This is a genomic window from Aureimonas jatrophae (genome assembly GCF_900104035.1).
Classification (GTDB): Bacteria; Pseudomonadota; Alphaproteobacteria; order Rhizobiales; family Rhizobiaceae; genus Aureimonas; species Aureimonas jatrophae.
This window is the reverse complement of the sequence record NZ_FNIT01000009.1, coordinates 53,017-67,239: the sequence shown is the minus strand read 5'-3', so window position 1 is coordinate 67,239 and position 14,223 is coordinate 53,017. Positions and strand designations below refer to the sequence as shown.

16 protein-coding genes and 1 riboswitch are annotated in these 14,223 nt (G+C 69.9%); of the genes, 9 read left to right on the top strand and 7 right to left on the bottom strand.

Going from position 1 to position 14,223, the window contains the following annotated elements:
* Nucleotides 1–798, top strand: a complete 798-nt coding sequence (locus BLQ76_RS17305; RefSeq protein WP_090675927.1) for a hypothetical protein — start codon at nucleotides 1–3, stop codon at nucleotides 796–798.
* 322 nt (nucleotides 799–1,120) lie between these two features.
* Here BLQ76_RS17305 and BLQ76_RS17300 read toward each other — a convergent pair whose 3' ends face one another.
* The gene (locus BLQ76_RS17300) at nucleotides 1,121–1,924 is read right to left on the bottom strand and encodes an endonuclease III domain-containing protein (RefSeq protein WP_090675924.1); all 804 of its coding nucleotides are present in this window, start codon (nucleotides 1,922–1,924) and stop codon (nucleotides 1,121–1,123) included.
* 189 nt (nucleotides 1,925–2,113) lie between these two features.
* Here BLQ76_RS17300 and BLQ76_RS17295 point away from each other — a divergent pair, with 189 nt between their 5' ends.
* Entirely contained in the window at nucleotides 2,114–3,652 is a 1,539-nt protein-coding gene (locus tag BLQ76_RS17295; RefSeq protein ID WP_090675921.1) for a UxaA family hydrolase, read from the top strand.
* Between the two features lie 31 nt (nucleotides 3,653–3,683).
* Here BLQ76_RS17295 and BLQ76_RS17290 read toward each other — a convergent pair whose 3' ends face one another.
* Nucleotides 3,684–3,947, bottom strand: a complete 264-nt coding sequence (locus tag BLQ76_RS17290; protein WP_090675918.1) for a DUF3297 family protein — start codon at nucleotides 3,945–3,947, stop codon at nucleotides 3,684–3,686.
* A 63-nt stretch (nucleotides 3,948–4,010) separates the two neighbouring features.
* Complete coding sequence (locus tag BLQ76_RS17285) at nucleotides 4,011–4,592, bottom strand: GcrA family cell cycle regulator (RefSeq protein WP_090675915.1); 582 nt, start codon at nucleotides 4,590–4,592, stop codon at nucleotides 4,011–4,013.
* Nucleotides 4,593–4,987: 395 nt separating this feature from the next.
* On the opposite strand from BLQ76_RS17285, the gene BLQ76_RS17280 reads away from it, so the two are divergent.
* Genes BLQ76_RS17280 through BLQ76_RS17260 form a run of 5 tightly spaced genes read left to right on the top strand, consistent with a single transcriptional unit; the run spans nucleotide 4,988 to nucleotide 9,099 of the window.
* A complete protein-coding gene (locus tag BLQ76_RS17280) occupies nucleotides 4,988–6,190 on the top strand; it encodes an aspartate aminotransferase family protein (RefSeq protein ID WP_090675912.1) in 1,203 nt (400 codons plus the stop codon).
* The gene (gene argF / locus BLQ76_RS17275) at nucleotides 6,187–7,143 is read left to right on the top strand and encodes an ornithine carbamoyltransferase (RefSeq protein ID WP_090675910.1); all 957 of its coding nucleotides are present in this window, start codon (nucleotides 6,187–6,189) and stop codon (nucleotides 7,141–7,143) included. The genes BLQ76_RS17280 and argF overlap by 4 nt, the downstream gene beginning before the upstream one ends.
* Entirely contained in the window at nucleotides 7,136–8,137 is a 1,002-nt protein-coding gene (locus BLQ76_RS17270; RefSeq protein ID WP_244519702.1) for an Hsp33 family molecular chaperone, read from the top strand. The genes argF and BLQ76_RS17270 overlap by 8 nt, the downstream gene beginning before the upstream one ends.
* A 48-nt stretch (nucleotides 8,138–8,185) precedes the next feature.
* A complete protein-coding gene (locus tag BLQ76_RS17265) occupies nucleotides 8,186–8,653 on the top strand; it encodes a DMT family transporter (protein ID WP_280140078.1) in 468 nt (155 codons plus the stop codon).
* A complete protein-coding gene (locus tag BLQ76_RS17260) occupies nucleotides 8,650–9,099 on the top strand; it encodes a DMT family transporter (protein ID WP_090675906.1) in 450 nt (149 codons plus the stop codon). Before BLQ76_RS17265 ends, BLQ76_RS17260 begins: the two co-directional genes overlap by 4 nt.
* 7 nt (nucleotides 9,100–9,106) lie before the next feature.
* Here BLQ76_RS17260 and apaG read toward each other — a convergent pair whose 3' ends face one another.
* Both apaG and BLQ76_RS17250 read right to left on the bottom strand, forming a co-directional pair.
* The gene (gene apaG / locus BLQ76_RS17255; RefSeq protein ID WP_090675904.1) at nucleotides 9,107–9,502 is read right to left on the bottom strand and encodes a Co2+/Mg2+ efflux protein ApaG; all 396 of its coding nucleotides are present in this window, start codon (nucleotides 9,500–9,502) and stop codon (nucleotides 9,107–9,109) included.
* A 103-nt stretch (nucleotides 9,503–9,605) separates the two neighbouring features.
* Nucleotides 9,606–10,802, bottom strand: coding sequence for an O-succinylhomoserine sulfhydrylase (locus BLQ76_RS17250; RefSeq protein ID WP_090675901.1), 1,197 nt, complete (start codon nucleotides 10,800–10,802; stop codon nucleotides 9,606–9,608).
* 56 nt (nucleotides 10,803–10,858) lie between these two features.
* Nucleotides 10,859–10,936, bottom strand: a riboswitch (SAM riboswitch).
* A gap of 88 nt (nucleotides 10,937–11,024) precedes the next feature.
* Here BLQ76_RS17250 and BLQ76_RS17245 point away from each other — a divergent pair.
* Nucleotides 11,025–12,107 (top strand): 2'-deoxycytidine 5'-triphosphate deaminase, encoded by a 1,083-nt coding sequence (locus BLQ76_RS17245; protein WP_090675899.1) that lies wholly within the window; start codon nucleotides 11,025–11,027, stop codon nucleotides 12,105–12,107.
* Nucleotides 12,108–12,111: 4 nt separating this feature from the next.
* On the top strand, nucleotides 12,112–13,158 hold the full coding sequence (locus BLQ76_RS17240) for an acyltransferase family protein (RefSeq protein ID WP_090675897.1): 1,047 nt from the start codon (nucleotides 12,112–12,114) through the stop codon (nucleotides 13,156–13,158).
* A gap of 13 nt (nucleotides 13,159–13,171) precedes the next feature.
* Here the strand turns inward: BLQ76_RS17240 and BLQ76_RS22180 are convergent, their stop codons facing one another.
* Nucleotides 13,172–13,342 carry a hypothetical protein gene (locus BLQ76_RS22180; RefSeq protein WP_170842635.1) on the bottom strand — a complete coding sequence of 57 codons (171 nt, stop codon included), beginning with the start codon at nucleotides 13,340–13,342 and terminating at the stop codon, nucleotides 13,172–13,174.
* Between the two features lie 107 nt (nucleotides 13,343–13,449).
* A complete protein-coding gene (locus BLQ76_RS17230; RefSeq protein WP_090675892.1) occupies nucleotides 13,450–14,220 on the bottom strand; it encodes an ABC transporter ATP-binding protein in 771 nt (256 codons plus the stop codon).
* Nucleotides 14,221–14,223 lie beyond the last annotated feature (3 nt).

The window sequence follows — 14,223 nt, the reverse complement described above, 5'->3', positions numbered from 1 at the left end:
ATGACCGGCTTCGTCCCGATCCCGCGGAACGGAGCGCCCGAAAGCCCCGATCCGTCCTGGATATCGGATCTGCGAGACGCCGAGCGCAGCGGTTTCCAACTGCAGCTCAAGGTCCGAGCTACGGTTCTTGCGCTTCTGACCGGCGTGTTCGTCCTGACCACGACGCTCGAACGGGCCCTGACCTATGCGGCATTCTTCGCAGCCCTTGTGCTGGTGGGCTGGATCGTGGACCGTCTCGTGTCGCGCCTGCCCGCAACCCTCTGGCGTGTGCCAGCCGCCATTCTCATCGTCCTCGACGTCGTCGTCCTCAGCGTGACCCTGGCATCGCCGAACCTGCTGCCGGACTACGAATGGCCGCCGCAGGTGGCGCTGCGGTTCTCCAGCTTCCTGTATCTGCCGCTCTATGTCATGGGATCGGCGCTGACGACGTCGCCGTTGCTGGTGCTCTGGACGGGTATGAGCGCAGCGTTCGCATGGAGCGTCTGCGTCTGGTGGACCGTCCGGCTGCCGGACACCGTCACGGTTGGTAGCGCCCGCATCGTCGACACCGATCTCGCGCCAGCGGACCAGTTGCGGATCTGGCTCGATCCTCATTTCGTGAGCGAGGTCGGCTACCAATCGCAGGTGCTGGACCTGCTCGTCAGCGAGGCCGTGTTTCTTGCCGCGCAAGCGCAGGGCGTCCCACGCGAGACACTCGAAAGGTTCGCCCCGCCCCGCGCCGTGCCCATCCGTGGGCGCTTGGGCAGCATCTCCGTATGCGCCCTGCGATCCTCGGACGGGTCGCCGGATCGTCCATAGGACGATTGCCAGGCCTCATCGGGCGACGATACGGGGCGGCCCTGCTGAACGAGTTGCCTATGGCACCATGGCGGCCAGCTGCTCGCGGCGCCGACGCCGACGGGGCCCAGGACGGAGATCGCGCAGCGCGGCCGTCGAACGCGACGAGCGACGCTGCAAGCACTGCAACCGCATCGCGATCACGGTCGGGAGTTTGAACGGCCGACGACGGGCGACCACTCGGCTCACGCTCGACGCCCAGCCGTCTTCCTCTGCGCCATCGCCCTCGCAGCCACCGTCCTCTTCTGACTTTGAGCGGCGAGTTCGGAGCCTGGGGTGGCGCTCAACCCACGTGGTCGGCGCTCGGGCAGATGTCGCGCACAACGCAGGCTCCGCAGCGCGGCGCGCGATGGTGGCAGACGCGCTGCCCGTGCAGCATCAGGATCTCGTGGTTGTCGTAGAGCGTCTGCGCGTCCCAGTCCCCGGGAAGCTGGGCGCGCAGGACCGTGTGGCTGGGACCGACCGCCACCTTGGCGCCGATCAGTCCGAGCCGCTGCGCGACGCGGTGATGATGACTGTCGACCGGTAGCGCCGGCATGCGGAGGCGCGAGAAGGACAGAACGGCCGCGCTGGTCTTGGGACCGATGCCGGAGAGTTCCTCCAGCCACGCGCGCGCCCGATCCACCCCCATCTCGGCCAGGAAGTCGAGATCGAGGTCGCCGACGCGCGCGAGCACCTGGGCCAGGATCTCCTGAATGCGCGGCGCCTTGAGTTCGGGCCAGCGCACCCCGTGGATGGCTTCCTCCACCTCGGCCGTGGGCGCCTCGATCACGTCCTCCCAAGTGGGAAACCGCTCGCGCAGCCGCTTGAAGGCCGCGCCCGAGTCCGCGTTGCGCGTGCGGTGCGACAGAAGCGAGGAGACGAGTTCGCTCACCGGGTCGAGGTTGTGGAAGTAGCTGATCGGACAATGGTACTCGGCGCACAGGCGCTTGTGCACCAGAAGCGCCTTGGCGCGGACTGCGGCCTCCGGATCGCCGGCGGGCTCTGCTGCGGGGCGAGCGGGCTCGCGCGTGCGCGCCTTGCGCCGGGACGGTGCGGACGAGGGAGCAAGGGGTGCGGCGAGGCCGCCGAGCGGAAGCTGGGCCATGAGGCTGCCAATCGTTAACGAATTTCTCCGGTTCCATCGTTGGCGCTGCCTGCGGCGATTTGGTGCCGCCCGGATCGCCACCCATATGCGGAAGACACCTGCGGCCTTGACTTCGCCAGTCCCGCGACACGAAGGTGACCGCGCGCCCGGCCGGGGGAGGATCCGGCTTTTCGCCAGAAAGTGCCTGCGATGCTGACCCGACCCGACGCCGCCCCCGTGATCGTGCTCAACCCCGACGATGACGTGGCCGTCGCGCGCCGCGCGGTCGCGCCCGGCGAGCCGCTCGGCGTCGAGGCGATCGCGGCGCGAATGGAGATTCCGAGCGGCCACAAGGTCGCGATCCGGGCGGTGCCCGCCGGCGGCCGGGTTCTGAAATACGGTCAGGTGATCGGTCTGGCGACCGCGGACATCGCACCCGGCGACCATGTCCACCTTCACAACCTCGCCATGCAGGACAGTGCGGTCCGGCACGAGTTCTGCGCCGACGCACGTCCGACCCCGCTCCTGCCGGAGGCCGAGCGCCGCACCTTCCAGGGCTTTGCGCGCGCCGACGGACAGGTCGGCACGCGCAACTACATCGGCATCGTGTCCTCGGTGAACTGCTCGGCCACGGTCGCCAAGGCCGTCGCCGACCACTTCAACAACAAGGGCGGCCTGGAGGGATTTGCGAACGTCGACGGCGTGGTGGCGCTGACCCACGGGCAGGGCTGCGCGCTCTCGGTGAAGTCGGAGGCCTACGACTACCTGACGCGCACGCTGTCCGGCTACGCACGCCATCCGAACTTCGCGGGCATCCTGATGATCGGGCTCGGCTGCGAGTCGAACCAGATCTCCTTCATCCAGAGCCGCTACGGGCTGGAAGAGAGCGCACGCCTGCGCACGATGACGATCCAGGATCGCGGCGGCACCCGGCGTACGATCGAGGAGGCCGTCGCCATCATTCGTGGCATGCTGCCCGAGGCCAACGCCGCCCAGCGCACCGCCCAGCCGCTGTCGGGGCTGAAGCTCGCGCTCGAATGCGGCGGCTCGGACGGCTATTCCGGCATCTCGGCCAATCCGGCGCTTGGCTACGCCTCGGATCTTCTGGTGCGCCATGGCGGCACGACGTGCCTCGCCGAGACGCCGGAAATCTATGGCGCCGAGCATCTGCTGACGCGCCGCGCCGCGACGCCGGCCGTCGCCCGGAAGCTCATGGACCGCATCGAATGGTGGCAGTCCTACACCGAGCGCCATGGGGCGGAGCTGAACAACAACCCCTCGCACGGCAACAAGGCCGGCGGGCTGACGACGATCCTCGAGAAGTCGCTCGGCGCCGTGGCCAAGGGCGGCTCGATGCCGCTGGAGGCCGTCTACGAGTATGCCGAGACGATCGACCGGCCCGGCTTCGTGTTCATGGACACGCCGGGCTACGACCCGGTGGCGGTGACGGGGCAGGTGGCCGGCGGCTGCAACATGCTCGTCTTCACGACCGGCCGCGGCTCGGTCTCGGGCTGGAAGCCGGTGCCCACCATCAAGGTCGCGACCAACACGCCCATGTTCGAGCACATGAGCGAGGACATGGACTTCGACTGCGGCGGCATTGTCACCGGTGCCGAGACGATCGAGGCGGCGGGCCGGCGCATGTTCGAGCAGATTCTGGCCACCGCCTCGGGCGAGCGCACCCGAAGCGAGATCTATGACTACGGCGACAACGAGTTCGTGCCCTGGCAGCTCGGCGCGATCACGTAAGCATCGCGCCGGCCGCGGGGCGGGGGAGGGCTCAGCCCTCCTCGCCGTCGTCCTTGATGTAGGGCTCGACGGGGCCGCGCAGCTTCAGGAGGAGCGGCTTGCCGTGACGGTCGCGCGCCGTGCCGGCCGCAACCCGGATCCAGCCCTCGCTGACACAGTATTCCTCGACGTTGGTCTTCTCCGCACCCTTGAAGCGGATGCCGATGCCGCGCTGGAGGAGCTCGGCATCGTGGTAAGGGCTGTCGGGATCGATCGCGAGGCGATCGGGCAGCGTGACGGACTTCGGATCGCTCACGGGCGGGCTCCTCTTGTGTTTGGAGCCCCCTCTAGCGGAACCGGAGCCGCCCTGCCAACGGCCTCAGCGAACGCGGCGTCGCTCGGAAGCCGGCTGGAAGGCCAGGCGCGCGTGGTAGGCGCAATAGGGCGAAGCATCGCGCGAGTGGTTGCCGCAGAAGCGGAACTCGTCGCTGAGCGGATCGCCGAGCGGCCACTTGCAGGTGCGCTCCGACAGCTGGATCAGCGTCAGGTTGCGCGTCGCGGGCGCGGCCTCCACGACGCCGGCGGACGCTTGCACCTCCGCGACGGCACCGAGCGCGGAGCCGTCCGGCTCGGGCATCTCGATCGCGGGGGCGACGAAGCGGGGCAGGGGGGCGGGAGCCGCCGGGGCCGGCGTCGAGACCACGAGGCGCGGCAGCGGCGGCGGGGCGGGAGGCGCGACCTCGGCTGCCGCCACGGCCTGCATCGCGGCGCCCTCCAGAAGCGCCTCGCGCTTCAGGGTTTCGACGGGCGGCTTGATGCGGCTTTCGAGCTTCAGGCGGTGCACCTTGCCGATCACCGCGTTGCGGCTGACGCCGCCGAGCTGCGAGGCGATCTGGCTGGCACTCAGCCCGTCGCCCCACAGGCGCTTCAGGGAATCGATCCGTTCGTCGGTCCAACTCATGCGGTCGAACACTCCTTGCAACTGCCGGGCACGTGGGAGCGGCCCGAAAAGGAATGCGGGCGTCGGAAGCGTCGGGGACGGCGATGTCCCCCGCCCGGCTCGGCCTTGAAACGCAAGGCCGTTCGCCACGCCCGCCGGGTGTTGCTCAGTCTGTTAGCGTGCTGACGCTTCGCAAGGCAAGGTTGCGGCCAGTTTCGCGCCTCCGCGCGCTCGCTTATCAACAGGACAGAGAAGGCCCCGGACGTAGGCCCGGCGGCCGCTCTTGATTGACAATGCGCGGTCCGGCCATGGTATAGCCGGGTCTCGCGCTCCGTTGAGGCCTCGTTCTTTCGCTCGATCCGCCACCACGGCCGCGAGCCTCGCCCCTCCCGTTCCTCCACAAGCCGAAGCCCGTCATGCACCAGGCCGACGATCCGCTGTTTTCGACCTTTGCCCGAGCGAACCTCAGCGTCGAGCGAGGCGAGGGCGTCTGGCTGATCGACACCGAGGGGCGACGCTACCTGGACCTGACCGGCGGCATCGCGGTGAACTCGCTCGGCCACGCGCATCCGCACCTGGCCCAGGCCCTGGCGAACCAGGCCGGCAAGCTGTGGCACGTCTCGAACCTCTTCGAGATCCCCGACCAGCGGCGCCTCGGCCAGCGGCTGGTGGACGCGACCTTCGCCGACAAGGCCTTCTTCACCAACTCCGGCGCGGAAGCGCTGGAATGCGCGATCAAGACCGCGCGGCGCTACCACTACGTCTCGGGGCAGCCCGAGCGCTTTCGCGTCGTGACCTTTACCGGTGCCTTCCACGGCCGCACGCTCGCCACCATCGCGGCCGGCGGGCAGGCCAAGTATCTCGAGGGTTTCGGCCCCAAGGTCGAAGGCTTCGACCAGGTTCCCTTCGGCGATCACGACGCCCTGCGCGCCGCGATCACGCCCGAGACCGCCGCGGTCCTCGTCGAGCCGATCCAGGGCGAGGGGGGTATCCGCGCGGTGCCCGACGTGTGCCTCAAGGGCCTGCGCGAGCTGTGCGACCGCGAGGGCATCCTCCTGATCTACGACGAGGTGCAGACCGGCGTCGGGCGTACCGGCACCTTCTTCGCCTATGAGCGCTCCGGCGCCGCGCCCGACGTCCTGGCCTCGGCCAAGGGCATCGGCGGCGGCTTCCCGATGGGCGTGTGCCTCGCCACCGCCGAGGCGGCCAAGGGCATGACGCCCGGCACGCATGGCACGACCTTCGGCGGCAACCCGCTCGCTATGGCGGTCGGCAATGCGGTGCTCGACGTGGTGCTGGCCGAGGGCTTCCTGGAGGAGGTGCGCCGCACCGCCTCGCTCTTCCGCCAGGGCCTCGCCTCGCTGCAGGATCGCTACCCCGACATGGTGGAGGCGGTGCGTGGCGAGGGACTGCTGATCGGCCTCAAACCGACGGTTCCGAACGGCGAGCTGATCACGGCGCTGCGCGAGGAGAGCGTTCTCGCCGCGCCCGCCGGCGACAACGTGGTGCGCTTCCTGCCGCCCCTCACGATCACGGCCGACGAGGTGCGCGAAGGCGTCTCTCGCATCGACGACGCTCTGGCCGCGCTGCGCGCCAAGAGGCAGGGAGCGGCGGCATGAGCGCGCTGGAGAAGACCCGGCAGGCCGGGACGGACGCGCCGCGCCACTTCCTCGACCTGTCGGCGGTCTCGGCCGGCGACCTTCGCGCCATCCTCGACGACGCCGGCGCGCGCAAGCGCCAGGGCCGCTCAGGCCCGCGTCCGCTCGAGGGGCGCACGCTCGCCATGATCTTCGAGAAGCCGTCCACGCGCACCCGCGTCTCGTTCGACGTGGCCATGCGCCAGCTCGGCGGCGAGACGCTGTTCCTGTCGGGTTCCGAGATGCAGCTCGGCCGCGCCGAGACGATCGCCGATACGGCGCGCGTCCTGTCGCGCTACGTCGACGCCATCATGATCCGCACCACCGATCACGCGCGCCTCATCGAGATGGCCGAAAGCGCCACCGTGCCGGTGATCAACGCGTTGACCGACGACACCCATCCCTGCCAGATCATGGCCGACATCCTCACCTTCGAGGAGCATCGCGGTCCGGTGAAGGGGCGCACCTTCGCCTGGACCGGCGACGGCAACAATGTCCTGAACTCCCTGATCGAGGCGGCGGGCCGCTTCGACTTCACGCTGCGCATCGCGACCCCCGAGGGCTCGGACCCCGACCCGCGCTTCGTCGAGCGCGCCCGGGCGGCCGGCACGCGCCTCCATCTCACGCGCGACGCCGCCGAGGCGGTCGCGGGTGCGGACTGCGTGGTCACCGATACCTGGGTCTCGATGGGCCGCGAGGACCAGGCGCGCGGCCACAACGTGTTCCAGCCCTACCAGGTCAACGAGCGTCTCATGTCCCAGGCCGCGCCGGACGCGCTCTTCATGCACTGCCTGCCGGCCCATCGCGGCGAGGAGGTCACCGACGCGGTGATCGACGGGCCGCAGTCCGTGGTCTTCGACGAGGCCGAGAACCGCCTCCATGCCCAGAAGTCGATCCTGGCCTGGGCCTTCGGCGAGGTCGCGGCGCGTGGCTGAGGGCGGCGTGCGCGAACTGGGCGAATTCGGTTTCGCCGGCGACGATGCGGTGGTGCCCTACGCCGTGGAGGCGCTGGACGCGCGCGGGCGCGCCGTGCAGCTCGGCGAGATGGTGGATGCCATCCTGGCGCGCCACGCCTATCCCGCGTCTGTCTCGCAGCTCCTCGCCGAGATGGTGGTGCTGACGGTCCTGCTGGGGACGTCGCTGAAGTTCAGCGGCAAGTTCTCCGCCCAGACGCAGACCGACGGTCCCGTCGACCTCCTGGTCGTGGACTTCACGACGCCCTCCTCGGTGCGCGCCTACGCGCGCTTCGACCCCGAGCTCCTGGCCGCTGCCGAGGCGCAAGGGCGCACGCAGGCGCCCGACCTTCTCGGGCGCGGTGTCATGGCGCTCACGATCGACCAGGGACCGCACACCCAACGCTACCAGGGCATCGTCGAGCTCGACGGCGCGACGCTGGAGCAGGTCGCCGAGACCTACTTCCGGCAGAGCGAGCAGATCCCGACCGTGGTGCGCCTGGCGGTCGCGCGCATCGCGCGCCGCATCGAGGGCGAGGGCTTTCGCGAGACGTGGCGGGCCGGCGGCCTGATCGCCCAGTTCCTGCCCGAGGCGCCCGAGCGCCTGCGCGTGATCGACCTTCCTGGCGGCGACGCGCCGGAGGGTACCGAGATCGCCGCTCCGCCCGAGGACGACAGCTGGACCGAGGTCCAGGCGCTGGTCGGCACGGTGGAGCCCTCCGAGCTGGCCGACCCCGAGGTCGGCGTGGAGCGCCTCCTGTTCCGCCTCTTCCACGAGCGCGGCGTGCGCGTCTTCGAGCCGATCCCCGTGCGCGACGACTGCTCCTGCACGCGCGAGAAGATCCGTGGCGTCCTGTCGAACTTCTCCGCCGAGGAGATCGCGGAGAGCGTCGAGGACGGGCGCATCAGCGTCCAGTGCGAGTTCTGCGGCGAGCGCTACGATTTCGCGCCCGAGGAGTTCGAGCCGAAGGCCTGACGGGCTCGAGGCTCGAGACCGGACGCGGTGAGACACGAGGGCGGGCCGTTGGCCATCGGCGCGGCGCTGGGCACCGGCGCGCTCCTCACCGTCATGGTGCAGCTCAACGGCGCGCTCGGGGCGGCGGCGGGACCGGTCTTCTCGTCCTGGGCGGCGCACGGCACGGGAACGCTCGCGGCGATCCTCTTTCTCGTCCTGCTGCGCGGCCGACGCGCGGCGACCCCACAGGGCGACGCCGCACGACCGCGGGCCCGCGCGCCCCTGTGGGCCTACGCCGGCGGCCTGTCGGGCGCGCTCACCGTGATCATCACCTCACAGGCCGTCAACAGCGGGCTCGGCCTGGCCGGAACGCTGGCGCTCGGGCTCCTCGGCCAGGTCGTCTTCGCGCTCCTGGCCGACCGCTTCGGCTGGTTCGGCCTGCCCGCGCGTCGGCCCGACCGTCGCGACGGCGCGGCGCTCCTCCTGATCCTGTCGGGCAGTGCCCTGATCATCCTGTTTGCCGGCGCCGAGCCGTGACGTTCCTTGTTCTCGCCACGCTCGCCGGCATCCTGGTCGGGCTCAGCCGACAGCTGAACGGTCGCCTCAGCCTGTCGACCTCGCCGCTCGAGGCCTCGTTCTGGAACCATGCGGTCGGCTTCGCGGCGTTGACGCTCGGCGGCCTGGTGGCGGGCGGCCTCCTCGTGCCGGAGGCGCGCCTGGCACCCTGGTGGAGCTATCTCGGCGGCCCGGTCGGCGTCGTGTTCGTGGCGGCGGGAAGCTGGGTGATCGCCCGGCTCGGCGCCGCGCGCACCGCGCTCCTGATGATCGCGGGGCAGATGGTGTCGGGCGTCGCGCTCGACTGGACGCTCGGCCGCCCCTTGCGCCTGTGGGCGGCGCTGCTCGGCATCGCCTTGATCCTGGCCGGCGCCGCGCTGACGCGCCGCCCTCAGCCCTCGACGAGCGCGGCTCCGCGCGACGCCTGAGCCGTTGTCAGTTCAGGGTGCGCGGTCGGTCGCTGGGGGCATCCAGCGAGAAGGCCGGTACCTCGATCTCGAAGTAGGTGCCGTCGACGCCCTGCATGCGGAAGCGCCCGCGCATGATGCCGGACGACGTGCCGAGCGGGCAGCCCGACGTGTAGGTGAAGCTGTCGCCGGGCGACAGGATCGGCTCCTCGCCGACGACGCCCGGTCCCCGCACCTCCTCGACATGGCCGTGCGCGTCGGTGATGTGCCAGTAGCGCGAGCGCAGCTGCACGGTCTCGCGCGAGCCGTTCTCGATCTCGATCCGGTAGGCGAAGACCCAGCGGTTCTCGTCGGGCTCCGACTGCTCGGGCAGGTAGGTCGGGGTCACGCTGACGGTGATGTGGCGCGTGGTGGCCGTGTACATCGCTTCTCGGGTCTTCGGCAGGCGCGCCCGGGAACAAAGGGCGTCCAGGCGCTTGTCGCCCGGACGCCCCGAAAGGTCAAATCGCAAGGTGCGGTCGGGACCCTCAGGCGAGGCGCAGCGCCCGCTCGAAGTCCTCCAGAAGATCGTCGCCGTCCTCGATGCCCGCCGACAGGCGCAGGAGGCCCGGCCCGATGCCGAGCTCGGCGCGCGCCTCTTCGGTGAGGCTCTTGTGCGTGGTGGTGGCGGGATGGGTGATCAGGCTCTTGGCGTCGCCCAGATTGTTGGAGATCTTGACGATGCGCAGCGCGTTGGAGACGCGGAACGCCGCCTCCTTGCCGCCCGCGAGCTCGAAGGCCACCAGCGTCGAGCCGCCCTTCATCTGGCGCGCGATGATCGCGGCATCGGGATGGTCGGCCCGTCCGGGGTAGAGCACGCGGCTGACCTTCGGCGAGCCGGCCAGAAAGTCGGCGAGCTTGGCGGCGTTCGCACTCTGCTGCGCGACGCGCAGCGGCAGCGTCTCCAGGCCCTTGAGCAGCGTCCAGGCGTTGAACGGCGAGAGCGAGGGACCGGTGTGACGGAAGAAGTCCTGCAGCGTCTCGTCGATCCACTGCTGGTTCGACAGGATCACGCCTCCTAGGCACCGCCCTTGGCCATCAATGTGCTTGGTGGCGGAATAGATGACGACGTCGGCCCCGAGCTCCAGCGGCTTCTGCTGGAGCGGTGTCGCAAACACGTTGTCGACGATCAGGATCGCGCCCGCGGCGTGGGCAATCTCGGCCACCGCGGCGATGTCCACCACCTCCAGCGTCGGATTGGTGGGCGACTCCAGGAAGAACACCTTGGTCTCCGGCCGCACGGCGGCGCGCCACTGGTCGAGGTCGCGCCCGTCCACCAAGGTCGACGCCACGCCCGCGCGGCCGAGCACCGTCTCGATGATGTAGCGACACGAGCCGAACAGGGCGCGCGCGGCCACCACGTGGTCGCCGGCCTTCACCGAGCACTGCAGCGCCGAGGAGACGGCGGCCATGCCGCTGGCGGTGGCGCGCGCGTCTTCGGCGCCCTCCAGCGCGATCATGCGCTCCTCGAACATGCGCGTCGTCGGGTTGGCGTAGCGCGAGTAGACGAAGCCGGGCTCCTCGCCCTTGAAGCGGCGCTCGGCCGCCTCGGCCGTGTCGTAGACGAAGCCCTGCGTCAGGAAGAGCGCCTCGGAGGTCTCGCCGAAGGGCGAGCGCATGGTGCCGCTGTGGACGAGGCTGGTCGCAGGCCGCAAGGGGCGGTGTTCGGCGTTGGTGGTCAGCATGACGGCTACTCCGAGGCCGGCTTCGAGGATCGAGAACTCGAGGGACAGCGCGCGCGATCGGGCGGAAAGCGGCTCTTAGCGAGTTGTTTTACGTGGCTGCAAGCCGGCCGGCCAAAATCACCACGGGATGGCGACGAGCCATAGTCCTCCGCCGGGCCAATGGCAACCGGCGCGCGGCCGCTTTAACCTTGCGGAAGTCAGGCTTGTGGGAGAAGGAGTGTCATGACCGCCGGCATCCTTCCCGACCGCGAGATCGCGCGCCTTCATCAGTCCGGCGCGATCGCGAGCGCGCGCCCGCTCGATCCCGACCAGATCCAGCCGGCGAGCCTCGATCTGCGCCTGGGCCCCAAGGCCTACCGGGTGCGCGCGAGCTTCCTGCCGGGGCGCGGGCGCACGGTCGCCGAGAAGCTCGAGCGCTTCTCCATGCACGAGATCGATCTGACGGTCGGCGCGGTTCTCGAAACCGGCTGCGTCTACGTCGTGCCGATTCTGGAAAGCCTAGCGTTGCCGGCGGACCTTCGCGCGGCCACCAACCCCAAGAGCTCCACCGGCCGGCTCGACATCTTCACGCGCGTCCTCACCGACGGGGCGCCGGAGTTCGACAAGGTCGCCGCCGGCTACCACGGGCCGCTCTTCATCGAGATCTCGCCGCGCACCTTCCCGATCGTCGCGCGCGAGGGGTCGCGCCTCAGCCAGATCCGCTTCCGCACAGGAGATGCCGTGCTTGGCGGCGAGGCGCTCGAGGCGCTTCATGCGGCCGAGCAACTCACCAGCGCCGCGCGGCCCGACATCTCCAACATGGGCATCGCCGTTTCGATCGATCTCAAGGGCGATGCGAGCGGGCTCGTCGGCTATCGTGGCAAGCGCCACACGGGCGTCGTCGACGTCGACCGGCGCGCCGCGCACGACGTTCTCGACTACTGGGAGCCGATCCGGCGCTCGGGCACGGGCGAACTCGTGCTCGACCCCGACGAGTTCTACATCCTCGTGTCGGAGGAGGCGGTCCACGTGCCGCCGGACTACGCGGCCGAGATGACGCCGTTCGACCCGCTGGTCGGCGAGTTCCGCGTCCACTATGCCGGCTTCTTCGATCCCGGCTTCGGCCACGGCCGGGCCGGGGGCACCGGCAGCCGCGCCGTGCTGGAGGTGCGCTCGCACGACGTGCCCTTCATCCTGGAGCACGGTCAGACGGTCGGTCGCCTCGTCTACGAGCCGATGGCGAGCCGCCCCGACCGGCTCTACGGCCTCGACCTCGCCTCGAACTACCAGGCGCAGGGGTTGAAGCTGTCGAAGCACTTCCGCTAGGCGCTTGCGGCTCCGACCTCCACCGCTACTTGCCGCGACGCCCCTCTCGCACTTCGACGGGCGACGGGACAACAACTTCACGCTGATCCGTCTCGTGTTCTCGCTCGCGGTCCTGTGGGGGCATGCCTGGCCACTGACGGGATCGGGCTTCGATCCCGTATCGCGCATGATGATGCCGGGGACCTGGATCGGCGCGATTGCGGTGACCGGCTTCTTCGCGATCAGCGGGTTCCTGGTGACCGCGAGCTTCGAGAACCGTCCCTGGCGCGACTTCGTTCTCAGCCGCGTCCTGCGGCTGTATCCGGCGGCGCTCGCCTTCTTTGCGCTGATGATCCTGGTTCTGGGCCCCATGCTCTCGACGCTCGGCACGGGCGAGTTCTTCCACTCGCCGCAGACGTGGTCCTTCGCCTTGGGGGCCCTGCTTCTCGATCTGCGAACCCAGCTTCCCGGCGTGTTTGCGGACCGACCCTTCGGCGACAGCGTCAACGGCTCGCTGTGGACCGTCATTCTGGAGCTTCGATGCTACGGGGCCGTGCTGGTTTTCGGGCTCGCGGGCGGCTTTCGCCGGCGCGCCGTCGCCAACGCGGTTCTGGGGGCGGTTCTGATCGGCGGCTATTGGCTGCAGCCCTACCTGCCGGCGATCGGCGTCGCGCCCCATCACAACCGGCAGTTCGCCTACTTCGTGATCGGGTCGCTGTTCTGGATCAACCGGGACCATGTGCCCTTGAACGGCCCGGCCGCGGTTGCGGCGGTTCTCCTGCCCTGGCTCGTCTGGGGAACACCGTTGTTCCCGATCGTCCTGGCGTTCGGCCTCGTCTACGCGATCTTCGTTGCCGCCTATCTCGCGCCGCATGTCGATCTCGACCGGATCGGCGACTTCTCCTACGGGATCTACATCTATGCCTGGCCGATCCAACAGGCGGTCTGGCGTCCGACGCAGTCACCGTGGGAGAATGGTCTCCTGGCATCGGCGATCGTCGTGCCCCTCAGCATTGCCTCCTGGTACGGCATCGAGAAGCCGGCGCTGGCCTGGCGCCGGCGCCGGCGATGACGTCACAAGAACGCTAGATCAACAACCAGAGCACGAGCAGGACCAGCCACAGGACGCCGGACAGCATCAGTCCGAGGATCAGTCCGGAAGCCGGTTGCAGCGCCTCGGGCGTCCTGCGCGGCGGCGGGGCGACCCGGCGCGCCGCGATGGGTTCTCCTGCTTGTCTCCCCGCATCTGCCGTCATGGAGGCGGCCTCCCGTCCGCACAACCGAAGATAGCGGCTGGCGAACCGTTCGTCAGGGCGGCAAACGATCGCTCACGAAGGCGTGAGGGAAGATTTCCGGCCTGCCCTCAGAGCGGGACCACCATCGGCGTGCCGGTCACGGGATCGGGCAGGACGCGCGATGCGAGGTTGAACGCCCGGCGAAGGTTTTCCTCGGTGAGGACCTGTTCCGGCGCTCCGGTGGCCACGAGGCCATCATCCCCCAGAAGAACCAGGTAATCGAAGAAGCGCGCGGCTAGGTTGAGGTCGTGGAGAACGCTGATCACGGTCGTGCCCGCGCTTCGGTTGCGTGCCTGCAGGAGCTTGAGAACCTCCAGCTGGTGCGGCAGGTCGAGCCAGGTGGTCGGTTCGTCGAGAAGCAGGATCGGCGTATCCTGTGCGAGCACCAGAGCCAGCCAGACGCGCTGGCGCTGGCCGCCCGACAGCTCGTCCACGCGCCGGTCGGCCTGCTGGGTCATCGAAACCGCATCGAGCGCCCGTCGCACCGCCTCGTTGTCGGACTCGCTCCAAGGGGCCAGCAGCGCGCGCCAGGGCGCGCGGCCCCGTCCGACCAGTTCCGCGACGGTGATGCCGCTCGGGGCCAGCGGCGCCTGCGGCAGGATCGCCAGCTGGCGCGCCAGCTGGCGCGTGTTCTCGCGGCCGAGATCCGCGCCGTCCAGCGTCACGCGCCCCGCCAGGGGCTCGATCAGGCGCGCCAGCGCGCGCAAAAGCGTGGACTTGCCGCAGCCGTTCGGGCCGAGGATCGCGGTCATGCGACCAGGCGGCAGGTCGAGCGACAGGTTCTCGACGACGCGGCGCCCGCCGTAGCCGAGCGATACGCCCTCCGCGCGCAAGATCATCCC

Excerpts from the sequence above, each read along its gene's own strand:
- BLQ76_RS17305 (WP_090675927.1), top strand. The coding sequence starts at position 1 with ATGACCGGCTTCGTCCCGATCCCGCGGAACGGAGCGCCCGAAAGCCCC.
- BLQ76_RS17300 (WP_090675924.1), bottom strand. The coding sequence starts at position 1,924 with ATGGCCCAGCTTCCGCTCGGCGGCCTCGCCGCACCCCTTGCTCCCTCG.
- BLQ76_RS17295 (WP_090675921.1), top strand. The coding sequence starts at position 2,114 with ATGCTGACCCGACCCGACGCCGCCCCCGTGATCGTGCTCAACCCCGAC.
- BLQ76_RS17285 (WP_090675915.1), bottom strand. The coding sequence starts at position 4,592 with ATGAGTTGGACCGACGAACGGATCGATTCCCTGAAGCGCCTGTGGGGC.
- BLQ76_RS17280 (WP_090675912.1), top strand. The coding sequence starts at position 4,988 with ATGCACCAGGCCGACGATCCGCTGTTTTCGACCTTTGCCCGAGCGAAC.
- argF (WP_090675910.1), top strand. The coding sequence starts at position 6,187 with ATGAGCGCGCTGGAGAAGACCCGGCAGGCCGGGACGGACGCGCCGCGC.
- apaG (WP_090675904.1), bottom strand. The coding sequence starts at position 9,502 with ATGTACACGGCCACCACGCGCCACATCACCGTCAGCGTGACCCCGACC.
- BLQ76_RS17250 (WP_090675901.1), bottom strand. The coding sequence starts at position 10,802 with ATGCTGACCACCAACGCCGAACACCGCCCCTTGCGGCCTGCGACCAGC.
- BLQ76_RS17245 (WP_090675899.1), top strand. The coding sequence starts at position 11,025 with ATGACCGCCGGCATCCTTCCCGACCGCGAGATCGCGCGCCTTCATCAG.
- BLQ76_RS22180 (WP_170842635.1), bottom strand. The coding sequence starts at position 13,342 with ATGACGGCAGATGCGGGGAGACAAGCAGGAGAACCCATCGCGGCGCGC.
- BLQ76_RS17230 (WP_090675892.1), bottom strand. The coding sequence starts at position 14,220 with ATGATCTTGCGCGCGGAGGGCGTATCGCTCGGCTACGGCGGGCGCCGC.